Origin of the sequence: Stappia sp. 28M-7 (assembly GCF_014252955.1) — a bacterium.
Lineage (GTDB): Bacteria > Pseudomonadota > Alphaproteobacteria > Rhizobiales > Stappiaceae > Stappia.
Genome location: NZ_JACMIA010000001.1, coordinates 2665055 through 2683901 on the forward strand (window position 1 = coordinate 2665055; position 18847 = coordinate 2683901).

At 65.8% G+C, this 18847-nt stretch carries 16 protein-coding genes and 1 tRNA gene; 7 read left to right on the top strand and 10 right to left on the bottom strand.

Features of this window, described 5'->3' with window-relative positions:
* Positions 1 to 12: 12 nt before the first annotated feature.
* Positions 13 to 612 carry a gamma-glutamylcyclotransferase gene (locus tag H7H34_RS11695; RefSeq protein WP_185925283.1) on the bottom strand — a complete coding sequence of 200 codons (600 nt, stop codon included), beginning with the start codon at positions 610 to 612 and terminating at the stop codon, positions 13 to 15.
* Between the two features lie 93 nt (positions 613 to 705).
* On the opposite strand from H7H34_RS11695, the gene H7H34_RS11700 reads away from it, so the two are divergent.
* Positions 706 to 1914 (top strand): aminotransferase class V-fold PLP-dependent enzyme, encoded by a 1209-nt coding sequence (locus H7H34_RS11700; RefSeq protein ID WP_185925284.1) that lies wholly within the window; start codon positions 706 to 708, stop codon positions 1912 to 1914.
* 77 nt (positions 1915 to 1991) lie between these two features.
* Here the strand turns inward: H7H34_RS11700 and sufA are convergent, their stop codons facing one another.
* From sufA to H7H34_RS11735, 7 genes are all read right to left on the bottom strand, one after another.
* Complete coding sequence (gene sufA / locus H7H34_RS11705) at positions 1992 to 2369, bottom strand: Fe-S cluster assembly scaffold SufA (RefSeq protein WP_067333789.1); 378 nt, start codon at positions 2367 to 2369, stop codon at positions 1992 to 1994.
* A gap of 280 nt (positions 2370 to 2649) precedes the next feature.
* A complete protein-coding gene (locus tag H7H34_RS11710; protein WP_067215591.1) occupies positions 2650 to 3036 on the bottom strand; it encodes an SUF system Fe-S cluster assembly protein in 387 nt (128 codons plus the stop codon).
* Positions 3037 to 3043: 7 nt separating this feature from the next.
* Positions 3044 to 4291, bottom strand: a complete 1248-nt coding sequence (locus H7H34_RS11715; RefSeq protein WP_185926521.1) for a cysteine desulfurase — start codon at positions 4289 to 4291, stop codon at positions 3044 to 3046.
* A gap of 128 nt (positions 4292 to 4419) precedes the next feature.
* On the bottom strand, positions 4420 to 5745 hold the full coding sequence (sufD, locus tag H7H34_RS11720) for a Fe-S cluster assembly protein SufD (RefSeq protein WP_185925285.1): 1326 nt from the start codon (positions 5743 to 5745) through the stop codon (positions 4420 to 4422).
* A 17-nt stretch (positions 5746 to 5762) separates the two neighbouring features.
* A complete protein-coding gene (sufC, locus tag H7H34_RS11725) occupies positions 5763 to 6518 on the bottom strand; it encodes a Fe-S cluster assembly ATPase SufC (RefSeq protein WP_067215596.1) in 756 nt (251 codons plus the stop codon).
* A gap of 53 nt (positions 6519 to 6571) precedes the next feature.
* Positions 6572 to 8044, bottom strand: coding sequence for a Fe-S cluster assembly protein SufB (sufB, locus tag H7H34_RS11730; protein ID WP_120267750.1), 1473 nt, complete (start codon positions 8042 to 8044; stop codon positions 6572 to 6574).
* A gap of 99 nt (positions 8045 to 8143) precedes the next feature.
* A complete protein-coding gene (locus H7H34_RS11735) occupies positions 8144 to 9322 on the bottom strand; it encodes a cysteine desulfurase family protein (RefSeq protein WP_185925286.1) in 1179 nt (392 codons plus the stop codon).
* 363 nt (positions 9323 to 9685) lie between these two features.
* Between H7H34_RS11735 and H7H34_RS11740 the strand changes: the two genes are divergently transcribed.
* Both H7H34_RS11740 and H7H34_RS11745 read left to right on the top strand, forming a co-directional pair.
* Positions 9686 to 10342 (top strand): alpha/beta hydrolase, encoded by a 657-nt coding sequence (locus tag H7H34_RS11740; RefSeq protein WP_120267749.1) that lies wholly within the window; start codon positions 9686 to 9688, stop codon positions 10340 to 10342.
* 127 nt (positions 10343 to 10469) lie between these two features.
* Positions 10470 to 11147, top strand: a complete 678-nt coding sequence (locus H7H34_RS11745) for an HAD family hydrolase (RefSeq protein ID WP_185925287.1) — start codon at positions 10470 to 10472, stop codon at positions 11145 to 11147.
* A 36-nt stretch (positions 11148 to 11183) separates the two neighbouring features.
* On the opposite strand, the gene H7H34_RS11750 is transcribed toward H7H34_RS11745, so the two are convergent.
* Both H7H34_RS11750 and H7H34_RS11755 read right to left on the bottom strand, forming a co-directional pair.
* Positions 11184 to 12314 carry a GNAT family N-acetyltransferase gene (locus H7H34_RS11750; RefSeq protein ID WP_185925288.1) on the bottom strand — a complete coding sequence of 377 codons (1131 nt, stop codon included), beginning with the start codon at positions 12312 to 12314 and terminating at the stop codon, positions 11184 to 11186.
* Positions 12315 to 12559: 245 nt separating this feature from the next.
* A tRNA-Val gene (locus tag H7H34_RS11755) sits at positions 12560 to 12634 on the bottom strand.
* A gap of 328 nt (positions 12635 to 12962) precedes the next feature.
* Here H7H34_RS11755 and H7H34_RS11760 point away from each other — a divergent pair.
* From H7H34_RS11760 to H7H34_RS11775, 4 genes are all read left to right on the top strand, one after another.
* The gene (locus tag H7H34_RS11760; RefSeq protein WP_208996626.1) at positions 12963 to 13964 is read left to right on the top strand and encodes a GlxA family transcriptional regulator; all 1002 of its coding nucleotides are present in this window, start codon (positions 12963 to 12965) and stop codon (positions 13962 to 13964) included.
* Between the two features lie 170 nt (positions 13965 to 14134).
* Positions 14135 to 16168, top strand: coding sequence for an EAL domain-containing protein (locus H7H34_RS11765; protein ID WP_185925289.1), 2034 nt, complete (start codon positions 14135 to 14137; stop codon positions 16166 to 16168).
* A 180-nt stretch (positions 16169 to 16348) separates the two neighbouring features.
* Complete coding sequence (locus H7H34_RS11770; RefSeq protein WP_185925290.1) at positions 16349 to 17926, top strand: sensor histidine kinase; 1578 nt, start codon at positions 16349 to 16351, stop codon at positions 17924 to 17926.
* A complete protein-coding gene (locus tag H7H34_RS11775) occupies positions 17923 to 18744 on the top strand; it encodes a response regulator (RefSeq protein ID WP_120267743.1) in 822 nt (273 codons plus the stop codon). The genes H7H34_RS11770 and H7H34_RS11775 overlap by 4 nt, the downstream gene beginning before the upstream one ends.
* Positions 18745 to 18847: the final 103 nt, after the last annotated feature.

The window sequence follows — 18847 nt, forward strand, 5'->3', positions numbered from 1 at the left end:
CCGGCGCGTGCCTCACGCCTCGATGTGGCGAAGCCCCGTGCCGGCCAGCTGATCGTCGAACAACGCCAGCAGGTCGGCATCCAGCACCTGCGCCCGCGGATAGCGCGGCGCACTCCGGTCGGCCAGCATCGGGGCGTCCCAGCCATCCGTCGTCTCGATGAAGTGGCGCACGCCCTCCTCGCCCCAGAAGGCGTAAAAGCCCGCCAGCACGCAATCGACATAGCTCTGCAGGATCGGGTGCTCGTCGGTGCCCGGCCGGCGGATCTCGCTGTCCGCCTCGTAGAGAAAGGCGCTCGCAGCTCCCGCCGTTCCGTCCTTGTCCCGGCGGAAGGACGGGCCGATGCCGTCGATCCGGCGATAGCGCCGCTCGCGGGCGTCGAGCTCGGCAAGCCGTTCGGCCGGCTCGCTCACCATCACCCCGCGGATCGCCGTATCCGCCGCCCGGCGCACCGTCAGCGTGCAGACCTTCGGCAGGTTCTCCGCCCCCTCCGGACGCCACCACGCGCGCCATTCGCGTCGCCAGCCAGACAGGGTGCCGGCCTCGGCCAACGCCTGCGCTCCCAGCGTGCGTGTGTTGACGAGCGATCCGTAACCGAAATACGTGATGGTCATGCCCTGCGTTTCCGTAAGCTGCAATCCAGCGACGAAAGCCCTCCTGCCCCCGTCTTCCCGTCCGTCTCTCCTGCCTAGAGGATCGCTCCGCCCATGACCACCATCCCCCGCGCGCAATCTTCCGGCTGGACCGACGCCGACACCGCCCGCCTGCGCACCGATACGCCGGCCGCCGCCCGCCTCGTCCATTTCAACAATGCCGGCGCCAGCCTGCCGCCCGCGCCGGTCCTGGCCGCCGTGAAGGCGCATCTCGACCTCGAGGCGGACATCGGCGGCTACGAGGCCGCCGACCGGGCTGCCCATGCGGTCGCCGACTTCTATCCTGCCGTCGCTGCTCTGCTGGGCGCCGCCCCGCACGAGATCGCCTATGTGGAGAATGCCACCCGCGCCTGGGACATGGCCTTCTACTCGATCCCGTTTCGCCCCGGCGACCGGGTGATCACCGGCCGCGCCGAATACGTCTCCAACTATGTCGCGCTGCTGCAGATGAAGGCCCGCGCCGGCATCGAGATCGACCTGATCGACGACGACGAGACCGGCCAGATCGACCTGAAGGCGCTCGAGGCGGCGATCACGCCGAAGACCCGGCTGATCGCCCTCACCCACGTCCCGACCTTCGGCGGCCTCGTCAATCCGGCCGAGGAAGTCGGCGCCGTCGCCCGCCGCCACGGGGTGCTCTACCTGCTGGATGCCTGCCAGTCCGCCGGCCAGATCGCCCTCGACGTCGCCCGCCTCGGTTGCCACATGCTCTCCGGCACCGGGCGCAAGTATCTGCGCGGGCCGCGCGGCACCGGCTTCCTCTATGTCTCCGACGCGGTGCTCGACCAGCTGGAGCCGGCCTTCATCGATCTGGAAGCGACCGAGTGGATCGACGCCGACAGCTATCGCCTTGTCGAGGGCGCGCGCCGTTTCGAGAATTGGGAGCGCTATTTCGCCGGCCAGATCGGCCTCGGCGTTGCCGTGCGCTATGCGCTGGAGACCGGACCGCATCGGCTGGAGGACCGCATCTCGGCGCTCGCCGCCCTGCTGCGCAGCGAACTCGCCAAGCTCCCGGGCGTCGCGGTGCACGACCGCGGCACGCGCAAATGCGGCATCGTCACGCTGACGGTGGAAGGCGAAAGCCCGGCGGAAACGCGCGCACGCCTCACGGCGACCGGCATCAACACCTCGGTCTCCTCCGCCTCCTCCGCACGCATCGACCTGCCCCGTCGCGGCCTCGACTCGGTCCTGCGCGCCTCGCTCCACGCCTACAACACGGAAGTGGAGATCGAGACCCTGCTGAAGGCCTTGCGGGACGGGTGAGGCCAGCCGAAACGAAAAACCCCGCCGGACGGTCGCGTCCGGCGGGGTTTTTTGTGTCCAAAGCTCTGATCGGCCGTTCAGCCCTGCGCCCCGAACGCCTCGGCGTCCGCTTCCTTCAGCGAGACGGACTCGCCGCAGCCGCAGGCCGAGACCTCGTTGGGATTGCGGAACACGAAACCGGAGCGGAACTTCGTCACTTCGTGATCCATCTCCGTGCCCAGCAGGAAGAGCGCCGCCGAGGGCTCGATGAAGATCTTGACGCCCTTGTCGTCGATCACGTCGTCGCCCGGCTTCGCCTCCTCGACGAGGCTCATGTCGTATTCCATGCCGGCGCAGCCGCCCTTCTTGATCCCGACGCGCAGGCCGAGAACGGGCTTGGCCGAATTGCCGACGATCTCGCGCACGCGCTCGGCGGCGGCGTCCGTCAGCTTCAGGACCTGGAATCTGGAACCCATATCCGTTTCCCCGATTCTAGCGGTTAGTCACCCGAATCTGAAGTTCGTCACATTTGGCGGCGTGCTCTGAACGAACTTCAGATTTAAAAGGGTGACTAGCAAGTTTATGTTTCTAGTGTGGTTTTCGAATTTGAAATACGCTCTGACGGTCGCTGCCAAAACGAGGCGTATTTCAAATTCACCACACTAGCAGGTGCAAGATGCACCCGCGTTACCCCACAATATAGGGCCTGGCGCGGGCTCTTGCCAGTTCGCTCGGACCATCCGGCAGATCTGGCACTCAATACCAGTTGAGCGCCACCTTGGCCTCTTCCGACATTCGGTCGGGCGTCCACGGCGGATCGAACACCATCTGCACGTTGACGTCGCCGACCCCGGCGACCGCACTGACAGCGTTTTCCACCCAGCCCGGCATCTCGCCGGCGACCGGGCAGCCCGGCGCGGTCAGCGTCATGTCGATGGCGACCGAGCGGTCGTCCTCGATATCGACCTTGTAGATCAGGCCCAGCTCATAGATATCGCAAGGAATTTCCGGGTCGTAGACGGTCTTCAGCGCGCCGACGATATCGTCCGTCAGGCGCTTCAGCTCATCTTCGGAAAATGCGGAGCCGGTCGCCGAAATCTCGGCCTGGGCTTCCTCGTCCTGCGTCAGTTGGTCTTCGCTCATCTCGCCCTCATGCGAAAAAGTCGTGGGCCTTCTGCAGCGCCTCGACCAGCCTGTCGACCTCGTCGAACGTGTTGTAGAGGCCGAAGCTCGCCCGGCATGTCGAGGTCACACCATATCGTGCCAGCAGCGGCTGCGCGCAATGGGTCCCGGCCCGTACGGCAACGCCCTCGCGGTCGATGATCATCGACACGTCGTGCGCATGCACCCCCTTCATCTCGAAGGCGACGATGGCGCCCTTGTCCGGTGCCTCGCCGAAGATGCGGATCGAGTTGATCTGCTTCAGCCGCTGATGCGCGTAGTCGCGAAGGGCCGCCTCGTGCGCGGCGATCCGATCGCGGCCGATCGCGTCCATATAGTCGAGCGCGGCCGCAAGGCCGATGGCCTGGACGATCGGCGGCGTACCGGCCTCGAAGCGGTGCGGCGGGCTGTTGTAGCTCACCATGTCCTCGGTGACGTCGAGGATCATCTCGCCGCCGCCATTGAACGGACGCATCCGCTCCAGGTGCTCCATCTTGCCCCACAACACGCCGATGCCGGTCGGCCCATACACCTTGTGACCGGTGAAGACGAAGAAGTCGCAGCCCAGATCCTGCACGTCGACCGGCATGTGCACCGCCGACTGGCTGCCGTCGACCAGCACCGGAATGCCGCGCGCATGGGCGATCCGGCAGATCTCGCGGATCGGCACCACGGTGCCCAGCACGTTCGACATCTGGGTGATCGCCACCAGCTTCGTCTTGGCCGACAGGGTCGCCTCGAACGCGTCGATGTCGAAGGACCCGTCCTCGCGCACATAGACCCATTTCAGCACCGCACCCTGCCGTTCCCGCAGGAAGTGCCAGGGCACGATGTTGGAGTGGTGCTCCATGATCGACAGGACGATCTCGTCGCCCTCACCGATCCGTTCCGTGCCGAAGGTCTGGGCGACCAGGTTGATCGCCTCGGTGGTGGAGCGGGTGAAGATCACCTCGTCCTGCGACGGGGCGTTGAGGAAGCGGCGCACGGTCTCGCGCGCGGCCTCGAAATTCTCGGTCGCTGTGTTCGACAGGTAGTGCAGCCCGCGATGGACGTTGGCGTATTCGTGCGAATAGGCCTTGGTCACCGCGTCGATCACCGCCTGCGGCTTCTGGGCCGAGGCGCCGTTGTCGAGATAGACGAGCGGCTTGCCGTAGACCTCGCGCGACAGGATCGGGAAGTCGCGGCGCACTGCCGCCACGTCATAGGGGGCGCTTGCAACGGCACCGGGATCGGTCATCGACGTCATCTGCGTACTCCCGCTTCGCCGGGGCGACTGCCCCGGCCTGTACGGTGCTGCCGGGGCCTTGAGCCCCGGAAGCGTGGCGGCGGGGCGTTACGCCCCCACAGCCTTTGATGCCGGGGCTTTTACGCTCCGGCGTCCAGCCAGGCGCGGATGCGCTCCTCGAAGGCCTCGACGATGATTTCCTCGCCGATCTCCTCGACCGCTTCCGACAGGAAGGCAAGAACCAGCAGCGTGCGGGCATCGGCCTCCGGAATACCGCGCGAGCGCAGGTAGAACAGGAGGTCCTCGTCGATCTGGCCGCTCGTGGCGCCATGGGCGCACTGCACGTCGTCGGCGAAGATCTCCAGCTCCGGCTTCAGCGACATTTCCGCGTCGTCCGACAAGAGCAGCGACTGGGTCATCATCTGGCCGTCGGTCTTCTGCGCATGCGGGCGGACGATGATCTTGCCCTGGAAGATGCCCTTGGCGCCTTCGCCGACCACCGTCTTGAACAGCTCGCGGCTGTCGCAATGCGGCACCGCGTGGTCCACCACCAGCGTCTGATCGACATGCTGGCCGGCCCGCACCATGGTGATGCCAAGTAGGTCCGCGCGCGATCCCTCGCCCGTGAAGGCGACAAAGGACTGGTGCCGGGCAAAGCCCGACCCGATGCCCGCGCCGATCAGCTTGACCTGGGTCTCGGCCCCGAGCGTCACGACGGCCGTGCCGATATGGGTGGTGCCGGCGGCCTCCGCCTGCAGGCGGGCGACGGTCACTTCCGCAGCATCGGCGGCGCGGATATCGGTCAGCGTGTTGGAGAAGCTTCCCTCGGCTCCGCCGACAAACGTCTCCAGAACGGTTGCCTTGGCGCCCTTGGCGGCCGCCACGATCACCCGCTCGCTGGTGCTGGCGGCATTGGCCGACAGCGCGTGGACGATCTCGACCGGCTTGTCCAGCGAAGCGCCTTCGGGCAGCGACAGCACGAGGCCGTCGGCGCAGAAGATGGCGTTAAGGCCCGTCGCCGCATCGCCCGTGGCGATCTCCGGCAGCTGCATCAGGCTTTCGCCCTCTTCAGCCAGTGCCTTGGCGAGCGGACGCACGCTCACGCCGGCCTCGGCCAGCGCGGCAACGTCGGAAAGACCCGCGTGGAAGTGGCCGTCGACGATGACGAGGCGGTAGCGCTCCGCCGAGCCGTAGACGTTGTCGAGCGCGGCAACAGCCGCCTTGGCGTCGTCGTCGCTGCGGCGTGCGGCAAAGGCCGGAACGCTCTTCAGCCTTGCGCGCAGGTCGGAGTATTTCCACTCCTCGACGCGGCGATGCGGCAGCCCGCTCTTGCGGAAGGCATCGAAGGCCGACTTGCGGAGCTCGGCCACCGCCGCATCGCCCGGCAGGGCGTCGCGGTCGCGGTAATAGGCCTCGGCGAGGTCGGTTTCGGCCCTGGTGTCCAGGGTGCGTGGTTCGATGGTCATGTCGTGTTCCTGACCTGTCACGCGGCCGCGTCGATGAAGTCGGCGTAACCGTTCTTCTCCAGCTCCAGCGCCAGATCCGGGCCGCCGGTCTTGACGATGCGTCCCTTCGACAGGACATGCACCACGTCCGGCACGATGTGGTCGAGCAGGCGCTGGTAGTGGGTGATCACCACGAAGGAGCGGTCCGGGCCGCGCAGGCGGTTGACGCCGTCCGACACCACCTTCAGCGCGTCGATGTCGAGGCCGCTATCGGTCTCGTCGAGCACGCAGAGCGTCGGCTGCAGCAGCGCCATCTGCAGGATCTCGGCGCGCTTCTTCTCGCCGCCGGAGAAGCCGACGTTCAGCGGCCGCTTCAGCATGTCCATCGTGATCTGAAGTTCGCCGGCCTTGTCCTTGACCCGCTTCATGAATTCCGGCGTGGACAGCTCCTCCTCGCCGCGCGCCTTGCGCTGCGCGTTGAGCGCCGTCTTCAGGAAGGTCATGGTCGCCACGCCCGGGATCTCGATCGGGTACTGGAAGGCGAGGAAGACGCCAGCGGCGGCGCGCTCGTCCGGCGCCAGCTCCAGCAGGCTCTGGCCGTTGTAGACGATGTCGCCCTCGGTGACTTCGTAGTCGTCCTTGCCGGCGAGGATGTAGGAAAGCGTCGACTTGCCGGAGCCGTTCGGGCCCATGATGGCGTGCACTTCGCCCGGCTTCACGACGAGGTCGATGCCGCGCAGAATCTCGGTGCCGTCTTCGGCGATGCGGGCGTGCAGGTTCTTGATCTCAAGCATGATGATATCCGTCGGTATTCTGGATGTGCGGTATGCGAGGCGGTCGGCCGGCGTCAGCCGACCGAGCCTTCGAGCGAAATGGAGATCAGCTTCTGCGCCTCGACGGCGAACTCCATCGGCAGCTGCTGGATCACGTCCTTGACGAAACCGTTGACGATCAGCGCCACCGCTTCCTCGTCCGACAGGCCCCGCTGCTGGCAGTAGAACATCTGGTCGTCGGAGATCTTCGAGGTGGTCGCCTCGTGCTCGAACACGGCCGTCGCGTTCTTCGACTCGATGTAGGGCACCGTGTGGGCACCGCAATCCTGGCCGATCAGCAGGCTGTCGCACTGGGTGAAGTTGCGCGCGTTCGACGCCTTGCGATGCGCCGAGACGAGGCCGCGATAGGTGTTCTGCGACTTGCCGGCCGAAATGCCCTTGGAGATGATGCGGCTCGACGTGTTCTTGCCGAGATGGATCATCTTGGTGCCGCTGTCGATCTGCTGGTAACCGTTCGACACCGCGATCGAGTAGAACTCGCCGCGCGAATTGTCGCCGCGCAGGATGCAGGACGGGTACTTCCAGGTGATCGCCGAACCGGTCTCGACCTGGGTCCAGGAGATCTTGGAGTTCTTGCCCCGGCAGTCGCCACGCTTGGTGACGAAGTTGTAGATGCCGCCCTTGCCTTCCTTGTCGCCCGGAAACCAGTTCTGGACGGTGGAGTACTTGATCTCGGCATCATCCAGCGCAACGAGCTCGACCACGGCCGCATGCAGCTGGTTCTCGTCGCGCTGCGGCGCCGTGCAGCCCTCCAGATAGGAGACGTAGGCGCCCTTCTCGGCGATGATCAGCGTGCGCTCGAACTGGCCGGTGTTCTTCTCGTTGATACGGAAATAGGTCGACAGCTCCATCGGGCAGCGAACGCCCTCCGGCACATAGACGAACGATCCGTCGGTGAAGACCGCCGAGTTCAGCGTCGCATAGTAGTTGTCGGTGACCGGCACCACGGAGCCGAGATACTTGCGCACCAGCTCCGGGTGTTCCCGCAGCGCTTCCGAGATCGAGCAGAAGATGACGCCGGCCTTCTTCAGCTCTTCCTTGAAGGTGGTGACCACCGACACGCTGTCGAACACCGCGTCCACCGCAACGCGGTTCTTCGGCTCGACGCCGGCCAGGATCTCCTGCTCGCGCAAGGGGATGCCCAGCTTCTCGTAGGTCGCCAGCAGCTCCGGATCGACCTCGTCGAGGCTCTTGGGCCCCGGCGCGGACTTCGGCGCGGAGTAGTAGTAGATGTCGTTGAAGTCGATCTTCGGGTACTCGACGCGAGCCCAGGTCGGCTCGGTCATCGTCAGCCAGCGGCGATACGCCTCGAGCCGCCATTCCAGCATCCATTCCGGCTCGTCCTTCTTGGCCGAGATGAAGCGGATGATGTCTTCGTTGAGACCCTTAGGAGCCTTGTCGGACTCGATGTCGGTGATGAAACCGTACTTGTACTGATCCACATCGATCGACCGGACGCGGTCGATCGTTTCCTGAACTGCAGGCATGCGTGTCTCCATCCACTGCGGTGTCAAGGACCGCGGGTTGTCGCACTATGTAATGGATGCGGCCTGGGCCGCATCCGGGTCATGATGGTCCGGAACCCGTCAGGCGGCGCGACCCGCGCCTGCCTGCCTGATCCGTCCCGATATCCGCCGCCATGCGGCAAGAAACCGTTCGATCTCCTCGGGCGCGGTCTCCCGGCCGAGGCTGATCCTGATGGCGCCGCGCGCCAGATCCTTGTTCGCACCCATCGCCGACAGCACCGGCGAGACGCCGACCTTGCCGCTCGAGCAGGCCGAGCCCGAAGACACTGCGATGCTCTCCAGATCGAGAGCGATCAGCGCGGTCTCCGCCGATACGCCCGGCACCGCGAAGCAGCTGGTGTTGGCGAGCCGCGGCGCGCCTGCGCCAAAGACCACCGTATCGGCCCATATATGGCAAAGCTCGCGCTCCATGCCATCCCGAAGGGCCCGAATTTCGTCCCAACCGTCCAGTTCCGCGGCAGCCAGCTCCGCCGCAAGGCCGAAACCGGCGATTGCCGCGACATTTTCCGTACCTGCCCGGCGCCAGTTTTCCTGTCCGCCGCCGGTGAGCAAGGGGGCGGGGTGCAACCCTGCCCTGCGCACCACGAGCGCGCCCGCGCCCTGCGGACCGCCGATCTTGTGGGCCGAAAGCGCCAGGCTGTCAGCGCCCCAGGCCTCCATGTCGATGGCGATGCGGCCTGCCGCCTGCACCGCATCCACATGCAGCACCGCGCCGCTCTCCTTGAGCGCCGCCGAAATCTCCGCCAGCGGCTGCAGCACGCCGGTCTCGTTGTTGGCGGCCATCACCGCCACCAGAACGCTCTCGCCCGCCGCCGTCAGCTCCGCGACCCGCGCCGCCAACGATGCGGCATCGACAAGGCCCTCGCCATCGACCGGGACGCTCTCTCGCGCCTCGGCCGGGAAGCGTCCGCCTGCCGCGACCGAGGGATGCTCGCTCGCTGCAACCAGCAGCCGGGTGAACCGCCGCTCGCCGCGCCCGTCCTTCCAGACCGGCGACAGCGCCGTCACGTTCGCCTCGGTGGCGCCCGAGGTGAAGCTCACCTGCGCGCCCGGAACCCCGCACAGCCGGGCGACCTGCGCCCGCGCCGTCTCGATCGTGCCGCGTGCCCGGCGCCCGGGTCCGTGAACGGACGAGGCATTTCCCGTGCGCCTCAGCACGGAACAGACGAGTTCGGCCACCTGCGGACGCAAGGGCGCCCCGGCATTGTGGTCGAAATAGATGTCCGTCCGTGACGTCATGACCGTCATATGTCTCCGCCGGAACCGCCCTGCCCGGCCTACTCGACCGACAAAACCGCTCCTGACCGCTTCTACCGCGATGCAATTCTTGCAATTCCGCGTGGAGATCGGTTTAAGACATCCCTATATACCACGCTGGCCGGACGGACAGATCGACACGACTGGTCGACCGGGCCGCCGACGTGAACCGGTCGAGATGCGGCGTCCGCCGTCAACTTTCGAACGATTCTAAAGAAGTTGTAGGAAGCAGGGCCATCCGAGTCAAGCCGGACTAAGCAATACCCCTGAGTTTCGCAACCTTTCGCGACCCCGGTGCGCGGCAACCGCAGTTAAGGAACGAATACCCCATGAACGAGGTGGTCCATGCCTGAAGTGATTTTCAACGGTCCGGCCGGCCGGATCGAAGGCCGCTTTCAGCCGGCGAAATCGCGGACGGCGCCCATCGCCCTGATCCTGCATCTGCATCCGCAGTTCGGCGGGACGATGAACAACCAGATCGTCTATCAGCTCTACTACATGTTCGCGAAGCGCGGCTTCGCCGTCCTGCGGTTCAACTTCCGCGGCGTCGGGCGCAGCCAGGGCTCCTTCGACCATGGCCAGGGCGAGCTGTCCGATGCCGCTGCCGCGCTCGACTGGGTCCAGACGGTCCATCCCGACGCGCGCTCCTGCTGGATCGCCGGCTTCTCCTTCGGTGCCTGGATCGGCATGCAGCTCCTGATGCGCCGCCCGGAGGTGGAAGGCTTCATCTCCGCCGCTCCGCCGGCCAACCTGCATGACTTCTCGTTCCTGGCGCCCTGCCCCTCCTCCGGCCTCATCGTCCATGGCGATGCCGACAAGGTGGTGCCGTCCAAGGACGTCCAGACGCTGGTCGACAAGCTGAAGACGCAGAAGGGCATCGTGATCGACCACAAGGTCATCCCGGGCGCCAACCACTTCTTCGAGAACCACATGGACGAGTTGATGGCCGAGTGCGGCTCCTATCTCGACAAGCGCCTCGGCGTCACCAGCGAGATCGCCTGATCGCATCGACGGTCTCCAGACCCTTGAAACGCCGGCCCTTTGTGGCCGGCGTTTTGGTATTTCCTTCCCCGCGGGCGAACCGCCCGGCTATAAGCCGGATCACCCGCCGCCACACAGGAAAGCACCCATGTCCACGCCCGCTCTGGTCTTCGATCTCGACGGCACCCTGGTCGACACTCGCCACGACCTTGCCGCCGCGCTCAACGCGGTCATGCGCGAGGAAGGCCTGTCCGGCGTCGACATCGAGACGCTCGGCCACCTGTTCGGCGTCGGCGCCCGGCCGATGATCGCCAAGGCGCTTTGGGCCAACGGCATTCCCGATCCCGACCCGGCCGAGATCGAGCGGCTCTACCTGCGCTTCATCGCCTTCTACACAGCCGACATTGCCGGCCTCAGCCGCCCCTTTCCGGGCATCCACGAGGCGCTGGAGACGGCCCGCAAGGACGGCTGGCGGCTGGCCGTGTGCACCAACAAGTCGGAGCCGATCGCCCGCCAGTTGCTGGATCACCTGAAGATGCTGGATCTGTTCGACTCGCTGGTCGGCGGCGACACGTTCGCCAGACCGAAGCCGGACGCCGCCCCCGTTCTGGGCGCGGTCGAGCGCGCCGGCGCGCGCCTTTCCGGTTCGGTGATGATCGGCGACAGCAAGACCGATATCGATGCGGCCCGCGCGGCCGGCATTCCGGTCGTGGCCGTCACCTTCGGCTACACCGCGGTTCCGGTGCGCGAGCTTTCGCCCGACGCCGTGATCGACCATTTCGACGAGTTGCACCCGGCCCTTGCCGGACTTCCCGGCCCGCGCTGATCGCTGCAAGGCAGGACGGAAGAAAGCCGCTGCGGCTCAAAAGTCGGTCAGGAGCCGCGACCAGCTCTCCGACGACAGGCCTTCCGCATAGACGAGGTCCTGGTCCAGCGCGCGGTGCAACGCCGGCATCCGCCCGGCGATGCAGAAGAAGCCGCGATGGCGGAAGCACATGTGCTTTTGCGCCTGCAGCGCCTGCATCAGGAACGGCTGGGTTGCCCCGCGCGCCTCGCAATAGCCCTGCCGGTCGAGGTCGGCCAGCAGCGCGGCGACGCTCTCGCGCTCATGCCCTTCCAGGCACAGCAGATTGAGCACGCTCGCCCGCCCCCGGCCCGTGCCGCAATAGGCAGCCGCGCCGATGGTCGCGCCGCTGGCATCGTGCATCAAGGCAAAGTGCAGCGGACCGAGCGCCGGATTCGCCTCCGCCATGCGCGACAGCCAGGCGAATTCGGACGGATCCCAGTCCGGATGGACGCTGAAGCGCCCGAACATCGGTCGCGTCTCGGCCAGAAACTGCGTCGGCCCCACCTCCTGCACCGTCACGCCCTCGGGCATATGCGCGACCAGCAGCGGACGATGCCGCCGCGCGCCCTTGTCGAGCATGCTGAGCGGCGCCAACAGCAGGCCGCCGGCCTCTCCCCTCAAGCTGCGATGCATGCGCCTTGCGCAGGCGGTCAGCGGACGGAAGACCCGGCACCATTCCAGGCTCTGGATCGGCAGGATCCGCCCCCCGCCGGTCTTCCAATGGGTGGAGCTCGCCTCTGAGGCCGTATCGGAAAACAGGAAGTCGTGGCGCTTTGCCCGAAAATGCCGCGACAGGCAGGCCGCGCCACGCGCACCCGCTTCGCCGACGGCCATGAAATTGCACAAAAGCCGCGCCGTCACCGGCTGCCCGTCGACGCGAAACCGCAGCGGCACGCAGAGAACCGCCGCGCTGAGCTCGCCCGTCTCGCTCTCATAGACCCGGCTGCCGGTCTCGGACGTCAGCTGCGGATGGCCGAAGCAGAAGGTTTCCAGATAGGCCTCGAGGCCGGGCGCGACCCGCCCGCCGCGAAACGCGGCGCCGAACATCGCGGCCACGGCACCAAGATCCCGTCGCTCCATAGGGCGGCTGGCGTGGTGCATCGCGTCGCGCAACATAGGGCTGGTCTTGGCGATCTGTCCGTGCATCCGGGAACGTTCCTCTTTCCCGCCACTATCGCGCGGCGGGCTTGAGGGAGACTTTACGGATCGCAGGAAAACGCCGTTGCCCCGGCGAAAAAAGCGCAACTGGTAAACCGGATACGAACGCTGCAGGTTTACGCAGGGGCAAATTCGCTGCCCTGCGCCGTCTTCCTGTCAGGAATACGAGGGAGGTCCGGCACCGGGCTCGGTGCGTCTCATCTCGGCAGTGTTCGGGACGGTGCGGGAAGGAATGGTGGGCGATACTGGGATTGAACCAGTGACCTTTCCGGTGTGAACGGAACGCTCTCCCGCTGAGCTAATCGCCCATGGCCTGTCGGCTGGTGAGGGGTATCTAAAGGAGCCGGCCGGGTTGCGCAAGGCGGAATTTGAGCCCCTGTGGATTTTGCGGTGGAAGCGATGTCGCGCCCGCGCATCGCCATGACGTTTTGTTGACGCCGCCCGGCTTTATTTCATGCGTGTCGGCACATTTTCGCCATACATGTATTCGCCGCCGTTTTTATTTGACAAGCATGATGCCCGATCCCAGACTAACCGAAATTAAAAGCAAAAACCTTCCAATGAACTAGGGGACCGCGCGTCACAGCTCGGGCACAGCGCATGGCAGACCAGGCCGCATCCACGGAAAAACAAACCGTGGCCCTTATCCTTCTCGATCAGTTCTCGCTGATCGCCTTTACCTCGACCATCGAGCCGATCCGCATTGCCAACCGGGTGCTGGGCCAGGAGTTCTATTCCTGGAAAACCTACTCGGTGGACGGCAATCCGGTCCAGGCCAGCAACGGCTGCCATGTCTCCGTGCAGGGCTCGATCAACGAGCTCGACGATGCCGACATCACCCTCATCTGCTCCGGCGTCGACGTGGAGCGCGTGCCCCTGCCCAAGGAGCTCGGCACCAAGCTGCGCAAGCTGAATGCGCGCGGGCGCACCTATGGCGCCGTCTGCACCGGCTCCTATGTGCTGGCCCGCTACCACCTGCTCGACGGCCGCCGCTGCACCATCCACTGGGAGAACCTGAGGTCCTTCCGCGAGGAGTTTCCGGAGATCGAGGTCTCCGGCGACCTGTTCGCCATCGACCGCAACTGCATCACCTGCGCCGGCGGCATGGCCGCGCTCGACATGATGCTGCGCGTCATCGCCATCCAGCACGGCGCCTATCTGGCCCATGAAGTCGCCGAGGTCGCGCTCTACCAGAACATGCGCTCGGGCGAGAGCGCGCAGCGCCACGACCTGGAGAGCCGCACCGGCATCTCCAACGTCAAGATCCTCGACGCGATCCGCATCATGGACCTGCATATCGAGGATCCGCTGTCCTGCCAGCAGCTGGCGATGACCGTGAACCTCAGCCCGCGCCAGCTGGAGCGGTTGTTCCGCCGCCATTTCGATTGCACGCCGGGCCAATACTATCTCAAGATCCGCCTGGAGACGGCGCGCGACCTTCTGCGCCGGACCAACCGGCCGGTGCTCGACGTCGCCATCGCCTGCGGCTTCGCCTCCACCTCGCATTTCACCAAGTGCTACCGCGAGCGCTACAGCTGCACTCCGACGGAGGAGCGGCAGTCCTATTTCTGGGCGCAGGGCGGACGCAAGCAGACCGCGCGCATCGTCGCTCCTGCGCGGATCGCGACCTCCGGCTAGGCGGAGGTCGCTCCCCTCTCATTGGGCCGCTCGCCCGACCAGCTTCCCGCCGGTGGAGAACTCCGTATTTCTCGCAGTTGTGCAGGACACATTAACATTTGAGTGATTAGGGTCTTTTCCGAGTTTACGAACCGTATGTCGGATTCGTCGCAAGGGACGAGCGCCTGAACATGAAATCGTTTGTCGGTTTCGCCGAGAACATCCGTTTTTCCTTGCAGGAAGCGTTCATCGCGCTGGTTCCGTTCGTCATTCTGGTCTCTGCCATACGGCTGATCGACTTCGCACTGATCTACAGCGCCGCCTCTCTTCCCTTCCTGTCGTATCAAACGCTCACCGATATTGGCCGGCTTCTGGAAATCGCGATGCCGGTGATGCTGGCGATTTCGGTTTCCTACCAGCTCTCGATCCTCTTCCGCATCGACCGGGTGACAGGCGCTGCGCTCGCGCTTGCCGTCTTCTTCTTCGACACTTACGGCACCATGGCGATCGACGATGCCGAGGCGATCTCCCTTGCCTCCATCAACGCGGTGATTGCCCCGCTGCTGGCGCTGATGATGCTGCGCGCCTGCGCCCGCCTGCCGCTCCCGCGCCTCCATCACGGCGCGCTCAGCTACAATCTGGAAAACGCGCTCAACATGGCGCTGCCGGCCCTGTTGAGCTTCGTTCTCACCGCCGTCGTGCTCGGCGTGCTGCATGATGCGGCCAATGTGATCTACGCAGCGCTCGCCCCGGCCTTCTTCGGGCTCGGTTCGGACATGGCGCTGGCGCTCTATCTGGCCGGCTCCCAGTTCATCTGGTTCCTCGGCCTGCACGGCACCAACCTTGCCTATCTCGCGGTGCCGCCCGACTTCGGTTCGTTCCTCGTCGCCGGCGACATGACGCGCGACATGTTCATGACCTCGTTCGTCAATCTCGGCGGATCGGGCACGACGCTCGGCCTGGCTCTGGCGATCCTGCTGTTCTCGCGCAACCAGCACATGCGGTCCATCGCGCTGGTCGCCCTGCCTTTCACCGCCTTCAACATCTCCGAGATCCTGGTCTTCGGCCTGCCGATCGTGCTGAACCTGCGGCTGCTTGCGCCGTTCGTCGCGGTTCCCGTCGTCTGCCAGATGCTCGGCCTTGTGGCCATCTCCCATATCGGCCTGACGGTCTATCCGACCGAAGTGCCCTGGGTGACGCCGATGTTCCTCAACGTCTACCTGCAGACCGGCGAAGTCTGGGCCGTGCTGCTGCAGGCGGCGCTGCTGGGGGTGAGCATCCTGCTCTATGCGCCCTTCGTGATCAGGTACGGGCGCATGCGGGAAAACAAGCTCGGCCCCTCGCTGCTCAACGATGGCGCCGACTTCGACGACCACATGCGCCGCCAGCACGGGCGCACCGTGTTCGACCAGCACAAGACGCTGCTGCGCAACAGCGAGGCCGCGCGCAATGCGGTCGACTTCCTGCGCGAAAACCGGCTCGCCATGCATTACCAGCCGGAGATCGACGCGCGCACCGGCTCCTGCATCGGCTTTGAAGCCTTGCTGCGGGTCTGGGTGGAAGGACGCGGTTTCGTCGGCCCCTATTTCCTTGAAACGCTGGAAAATGCCGGCTTCGCCCATCTGATCGACCGCTGGGTCTGCCGCCAGGTGCTGCAGGATCTGGCCCATGTTCAGGACGCCGGGCGCGACCTCATCGTCTCCATCAACCTGCATCCCGACACGATCGCCGACCGCTCCACCGTCGACTGGCTGGTCCAGGCCTTTGCCGACATGCCGGTCAGCTTCGAGATCATCGAGCGCGGGCTGCGGTCGGACCCCGCCATCGCCGACAATCTTCGCCGCCTGGCGGAAGCGGACCTGAGCGTTGCCATCGACGATTTCGGTGCGGGCCACTCCAACTTCAACCTGCTGGCCGATCTGCCGGTCAGCATCGTCAAGTTCGACCGCTCGCTGCTGCTGAGTGCGGCCGAGCAGCGCGGACGCATCGTCTACCGCAAGCTGACCGGCCTGTGCCACGAGCTCGGCTATCAGGTGGTCGCCGAAGGCGTCGAGACGCGCGCGCAGGCCGACCTTGTCACCTCCTGCGGCGTCGACCTGATCCAGGGCTGGCTGCACGCTCCGGCGATGCCGCTGGACGAGGCGCTCGACTTTGCCGCGCGCCTGAACAGCGCAACTCCCCTGAAAAGCGCCCCGGCCTGCTGGCCGCTGCAGCCGCGCGCCTGAGCGCCGCGCTCCCCTTCCCGACAGCCGGGAAGCTGTGCCGGCAAGGGACTATTAAACGCGTTTCCGACTTCCGCTTAGAATCGCCGCTCCGCTGGCGCACACTGGGTTTCCAGCCTGACGGTTGTGAAACGAGGATGCGACTTGCAGCACTTCATCCGAAAGGGAAGCTCTGAAGCGGACGTGCTCCGGCATCTCCTGGCCACCGTGCATCAGGGGATCACCGTGATGGATCGCCACTTGCGCATCGTCCTGGTCAACGAGACGGCCTGCCGGCTGCTCGACCTGCCGAGAAGCCTCGTCGAGCAGACGCCCGGACTGGAGGAGGTCCTGCGCTTCAACGCGCTGCGGGGCGAGTACGGCCCCGGCGACCCCGAAGCCCAGGTCCGCGAGCGCCTGGAGCTCGCCCGCAGCCGGGACATGTACGATTTCGAGCGCGAGCGCCCCGACGGCACGGTGCTCAGGATCCAGGGCACGCCGATGCCGGACGGCGGCTTCGTGACCATCTACACCGATGTCACCGAGGCGCGCCGGCAGAAGGACGCCGTCACCGAGGCGCGCGACCTTCTGGAGGAGCGTCTCGAGGAGCGCACCGTGGAACTGCGCCGCGGTCGCGACCTGCTCGCCAGCACGGTCAATGCGGTCAACGACGGTCTGGTGGTGGTCGACGAGAGCGGCCGGATCGTGCTGACCAACAACACGTTCGACCGGCTGTTTCCCAGCGAGCGCAGTTGGACCGACAGCGGCGGAAACATCGTCGACGTGCTGCAGCGGCTCGGCCCGGCAGGGTTGGCAGAAGCGCTGGAAGGCCTGGAAACCGATCCCGAGACGCCGAGCGAGTTCCGCTTCGGGGCCCGCAGCTGGTATCGCGTCAGCTGCTGCCGGACCGGCGACGACGGCACGGTGATCTACCGCTTTGCCGATATCACCACCTTCAAGCTCCAGCACCGGGCACTGCAGCAGCACACCGACAAGCTGGTGAAGATGCTGCGCAACGAGCAGAAGATCAACGAGATGCAGCGCGAGTTCGTCTCGATGGCCTCGCACGAGTTCCGCACCCCCCTCGCCATCATCGACAGCAACGCGCAACGCCTGCGCCGCATGCTTGACCGGCACGTCGCGAACGGGGCAAACGCGATCGACGACGACGCCGCAACCGCGCTGACCCGCCGGCTTGCAAACATCCGGGAATCCGTCGACCGGATGCAGTACCTGATCAACCGCTTCCTGAGCTTCACGCAGCACCAGTCGGGCGCTCTCGAGCTGGAGCTGAAGGAAAGCGCGTTGCGGCCGCTGGTTCAGGCGGTGTGCCAGCGCCAGCAGGGCCTGTGCACGACGCATGTCATCGACATGGACCTCGATGCCCTGCCCGAGACCGCGATGATCGACGCCCGCCTCATCGAGCAGTGCATCGCCAACATCCTGTCGAACGCCATCAAGTACTCGGCCGGCCGCGACAGCATCCGCGTTCGCGGGCTCACCGAGAACGGTCAGGCGGTCATCCGCATAGAGGACGACGGCGTCGGCATTCCCGAAAAGGAAATCCCGAAGATCTTCAACCGCTACTTCCGCGCCTCCACCTCCAGCGGCATACCGGGCACCGGCATCGGCCTGCACATGACGGACATGGTGGTCTCGGAGCACCGCGGAAAACTGAATGTCTCGAGCGAGGTCGGGCGCGGCACGGTGGTCGAGATCCGCCTGCCCCACACGGCAGCCCGCCCCGCCAACACCCAAAGCGTCAACGAGGCAGCCCCATGACCCACAAGACGACGATCCTGTGCATCGAGGACGAGAAGCTGCTGCTGGAAGACCTGACGGAAGAGCTTCAGGATGCCGGCTACGAGGTCCTGACCGCCAGCAACGGGCAGGAAGGCCTCGACTGCCTCCAGCAGCATGTCCCGGACCTCGTCATCTGCGACATGATGATGCCAGTGATGAGCGGGCCGGAGCTGCTGGCCCGCATCCGCAGCGACTTCCCCCGGCTGACCCGCATGCCCTTCATCTTCCTCACCGCGCTCGCCACGCGCGACGACATCATCCAGGGCAAGAAGCTGGGCGCGGACGACTATCTCACCAAGCCGCTCGACTTCGACATGCTGCTGGCGACGGTCGAGGCGCGGCTGAACGAAGTCAGGCGCATCGACGGCGCCCACCGGGCACAGCTCATGCAGATCGAAAAGGCGATCCGCCAGTCGCGGCAGGCACGCGGCCCCTTGCGCATCGCCCTTGTCGGCGGTGTGGCGAAGGTGACCGAGCCGATCCACGCCGCACTGGAGGAGCTGGGCTGCGAAGTCGCGCTCGTTCCGGAGGAGAACCTGAAGCACAAGAGCTACAGCTTCGACCGGCAGGACATCGTCCTGCTCGTCTACAGCAAGTTCGTGCACTACTACCTGCAATACATGACCGGCCAGGGAGTTCGCCCCCAGCACGGCAAGATGGTGCTGCTGGCCCCTCCGAACATGAGCGAGGGCGCGCGCGCCGGCCTTCTGGAAACCGGTATCGACGGCTTCCTCGACTATCCCTATCGGCCCGTCGAGATCTTCAAGCTGCTGATGGACCGCCTGCAGCCGGCCTGACGCAGCACCGCGCCAGCGCGCATGGCGCCTGCCGAACGAAAAAGGCGCGAGCCTTGCGGCCCGCGCCTCTCCGTTCCTCGATGCCCCCCGATTGCACGAGACT